Source organism: Echinicola sediminis, assembly GCF_054777495.1.
Genome location: NZ_BAAHAP010000187.1, coordinates 1 through 3,845 on the forward strand (window position 1 = coordinate 1; position 3,845 = coordinate 3,845).

Here is a 3,845-nt window from a genome sequence, read left to right on the forward strand (position 1 = left end):
TGGTTCTTTTCATCAATGGAAAAGAACAGAAAACAATAAGACCTTATAAGATTTGGTTACGTGCAACATTGCGTATACACATAAAAACAAAATCATCAAGAAAGTATTCACGGATTGTCACGAATTATTTTTGCTGGTGTAATTACGGATAATCGTATTTACTAAAAAGTGTAGCCAGACTCCATTATATGTAGCCAGAATTTTTTAATGGTTTTATTGAATAAAGCCAGGGGAAGTAAAAGAATCACGGGCAAGTCCTTTAAATTTACTGCATGAAAAAGAAGAAAATTGCTTTGGTAACCGGTGGCTTTACCGGTGAAGCGGTGGTTTCCCTGAAAAGTGCCGCCGTAGTGGAGAAACACCTTGACCGGGAAAGGTATGATGTATACAAGATCATCATCGAAAGAGACCGATGGTATTATACCGATGGTAAGGGGGGAGAGTCGGCAGTAAACCTTAATGATTTTTCCGTGTTGGTAGAGGGGCAAAAAGTGACTTTTGACGGGGTGTTCAATATCCTTCATGGTTCCCCTGGTGAGGATGGCAAGCTGGCAGGGTATTTTGATATGATCGGACTGCCCTATACTACCTGTGATGCGATGACTTCGTCCATTACCATGAACAAAGGTTATACCAAGGCCATCGTGCAGGACATAGAAGGGCTGAATGTGGCCAAGTCCCTGCATTTTTTTGAAAACAGTCCCGAAAATGCACAGCGGGTGGTGGAGGAGCTGACCCTTCCTTATTTTGTAAAGCCCAATAATGGGGGGAGCAGCATCGGCATGAGCAAGGTGAAAACCGAGGAGGAGGTAAAGTCCGCGCTGGATAAGGCGTTTGCTGAAGACAGTCAGGTTTTGGTGGAGGAATTTGTGTCCGGAAGGGAATTCTCCATAGGCATGTACAAGATCAAGGGGGAAGTGGTGGTATTGCCGGCAACAGAGATCGTGAGTTCCAAGGAGTTTTTTGACTTTGAAGCTAAATACACCCCTGGAGTAACCGAAGAGATCACCCCAGGAAGAATGAGTGAGCAAGAAGTCTCCCAGGTAAAGGAGGTGGCCGCCAAGGTTTATCAGAAACTCAACTGTAAAGGAGCTGTCAGAATGGATTACTTTATCGAGCATGAAACAGGAAAGATCTTTTTCATTGAAATCAATACGGTGCCCGGGCAGACAGAAACCAGCCTGATTTCCCAGCAAGTAAGGGCCATTGGCAAAGAAGTAAAGGATTTCTATACCGAAATCATTGAAGAGATGTGGGCTTAGAAGTCCACCGTCGACGGTCGACAGTGGACCGTTTCGAATCTTGTCTTTTGTCTAGCATCTAATATCTAGTGTCTTATTTAACAGCATAGCACAGGAAGGTGCCCCGGCCTTATTTTTCTATTTTGAGAGCTAAAATAGGGAAAAATGAAGTTGGGGATTTTTACCATTCTAGGTCTTTTACTATCGCTGAGGGCTGGCCTTGCCCAGGATATATCCGCTTACCATCCGGTTTGGAGGACTTTTAGCGAAAATGCCGGTGAATCCATGCCGCTTGGCGGCGGGGACATCGGGATGAATGTCTGGGTGGAAAACGGCGACCTGCTGTTTTACTTTTCGAGAAGCGGAACCTTCGATGAGCACAATACTTTGCTGAAACTGGGAAGGGTGCGCGTGAAACTAAGCCCAAATCCTTTTGAAGAGGAAAGCACCTTCCAACAGGAACTGAAGTTGGAGGAGGGACATATGCTGGTAAGAGGTGGAGAGAAGGGGATGGAAACGGAAATCAAACTTTGGGTGGAGGTTTTCCAGCCGGTCATCCATGTGGAAGTAGAAAGTAAAAACCCCTTAATAATAGAGACGGCATATGAGAGCTGGCGTTATAAGGACAGGCCAGTGAAAGGTGCCGCCAATAATGCCAATTCCTATAAATGGGCACCCCAAGGGGATATCCTTACCTATCAGGATTCACTGTCTTTTGAGGAGGGAGGGGTACTTTTTTATCACCAAAACAGGGCCAAGACCGTTTTTGATGTGGCCGTGGCCCAGCAAAAGATGGAAACGGTCAAGGAGCAAATGATGGATCCCATTGGGAATTTGATCTTTGGGGGAAAGTTGGTCGGGGAAAACCTGGAAGTGGCAGGAACCGATGTTGGAGTTTATCAGGATACCGATTTCAAATCGTGGAAGTTAAAAAGTAAACAAGCTTCCAAAAAACATTCCTTTCAGGTTTTTCTACACACCAAACAAACACCGCAGCAAGCTACATGGAAGGCCGGGTTGGACAGCTTGGTCCAGGCCCAGCCAAAAGGCTCGAAAATGGCTGAGGCTAAAACAAGGGCTTGGTGGAAGGACTTTTGGAACAGAAGTTATATAATAGCAGATCCCCAGCATCAGGCAGCAAATGATACGGTTTGGCAGATAGGCAGAAACTATCAGCTTTTCCGCTATATGCTGGGCTGTAATGCCTATGGGGCCTACCCCACCAAATTCAATGGCGGGCTATTTACCGTGGATCCTGTTTACACCAAGGCAGATATGCCTTTTACCCCTGATCACCGTAACTGGGGAGGAGGGACCATGACCGCCCAAAACCAGCGCTTGGTTTATTTTCCCATGCTCCGTTCGGGGGATTTTGAACTGATGAAACCGCAGTTTGACTTTTATCTCAGGATGCTCCGAAATGCCGAACTGAGAAGTCGGGTGTATTGGGGACATGCAGGAGCGAGTTTTACAGAGCAGATCGAGAACTTTGGCTTGCCCAATCCGGCGGAATACAGCTGGAAGCGCCCAGCGGACTATGATCCGGGCATGCAATACAATGCCTGGCTGGAATACCAGTGGGATACGGTACTGGAATTTTGCCTGATGATGCTGGAAAAGGAACGGTACACAGGGGAAAGCAGTAAAGCGTATGTGCCCTTTATTGAAAGCTGCCTCCGGTTTTTTGATGAGCATTACCAATACCTAGCCAAGCAAAGGGGAGCGAGAACCTTTGATGCAAATGGGGACTTGGTGCTGTTCCCTGGATCGGCCAATGAAACCTATAAGATGGCCTATAATGCCAATTCCACTATTTCCGCTTTAAAAACCGTGCTTGAAAGGCTCTTGGAGCTTCCTTATTTGGAGGAAGGTCAAAGAACCCATTGGGAAGAAGTGCTGGAGAGGATTCCGCCTATGAGTTTTCGGGAGCTTGACGGCCATCGAATGCTTTCCCCTGCCAAGTTGTGGGAAAGGGTGAACAATACCGAAGTGCCTCAGCTTTATCCGGTGTACCCTTGGGGGATTTATGGCCTGGGAAGGCCTGATCTCCAAACGGCCATCAATACCTATGCATATGATCCGGATGCATTGAAATTCCGAAGCCATGTGGGCTGGAAGCAGGACAATATCTTCGCTGCCCGTCTTGGCCTGACCGATGAGGCCGCGAGACTGGCGTTGCAAAAGATGGGGGATTCCGGAAGAAGGTTTCCGGCGTTCTGGGGGCCAGGCTTTGACTGGGAACCCGACCATAACTGGGGCGGATCAGGAATGATCGGCATGCAGGAAATGCTTCTGCAGACGGATGGCAAGAAAATCTATCTTTTCCCTGCATGGCCTAAGGATTGGGAGGTGAAGTTCAAGTTGCACGCTCCCTATAAGACGACCGTGGAAGGGGTACTGGAAAATGGAGCACTCAAGGAGTTGGTCGTCCTTCCCAAAGAAAGGGAAAAGGATGTGGTGAATATGTTGGGCTGGAGCTTGGAGGAAAAGCTGGAATGTAGCAAGTAGCTAGTCGCTAGTATCAAGATGCTAGTATCAAGACGCTAGACATTAGATAATAGACGCTAGACACTAGATACAAGAATAAAGAGCAAAGAGTGAAGT

Annotated in this window: 2 protein-coding genes; both read left to right on the forward strand. The window is 47.2% G+C overall.

What is annotated here, in order from left to right; all coding sequences use genetic code 11:
• The first annotated feature begins 272 nt into the window (after positions 1-272).
• A complete protein-coding gene (locus ACYVAA_RS22410) occupies positions 273-1,262 on the forward strand; it encodes a D-alanine--D-alanine ligase family protein (RefSeq protein WP_460546202.1) in 990 nt (329 codons plus the stop codon).
• A gap of 144 nt (positions 1,263-1,406) precedes the next feature.
• Complete coding sequence (locus ACYVAA_RS22415; RefSeq protein WP_460546204.1) at positions 1,407-3,749, forward strand: DUF5703 domain-containing protein; 2,343 nt, start codon at positions 1,407-1,409, stop codon at positions 3,747-3,749.
• Positions 3,750-3,845 lie beyond the last annotated feature (96 nt).

Bases quoted from the DNA above. Each gene is read 5' to 3' on its own strand.
- ACYVAA_RS22415 (WP_460546204.1), top strand. From the start codon at position 1,407: ATGAAGTTGGGGATTTTTACCATTCTAGGTCTTTTACTATCGCTGAGG.
- ACYVAA_RS22410 (WP_460546202.1), top strand. From the start codon at position 273: ATGAAAAAGAAGAAAATTGCTTTGGTAACCGGTGGCTTTACCGGTGAA.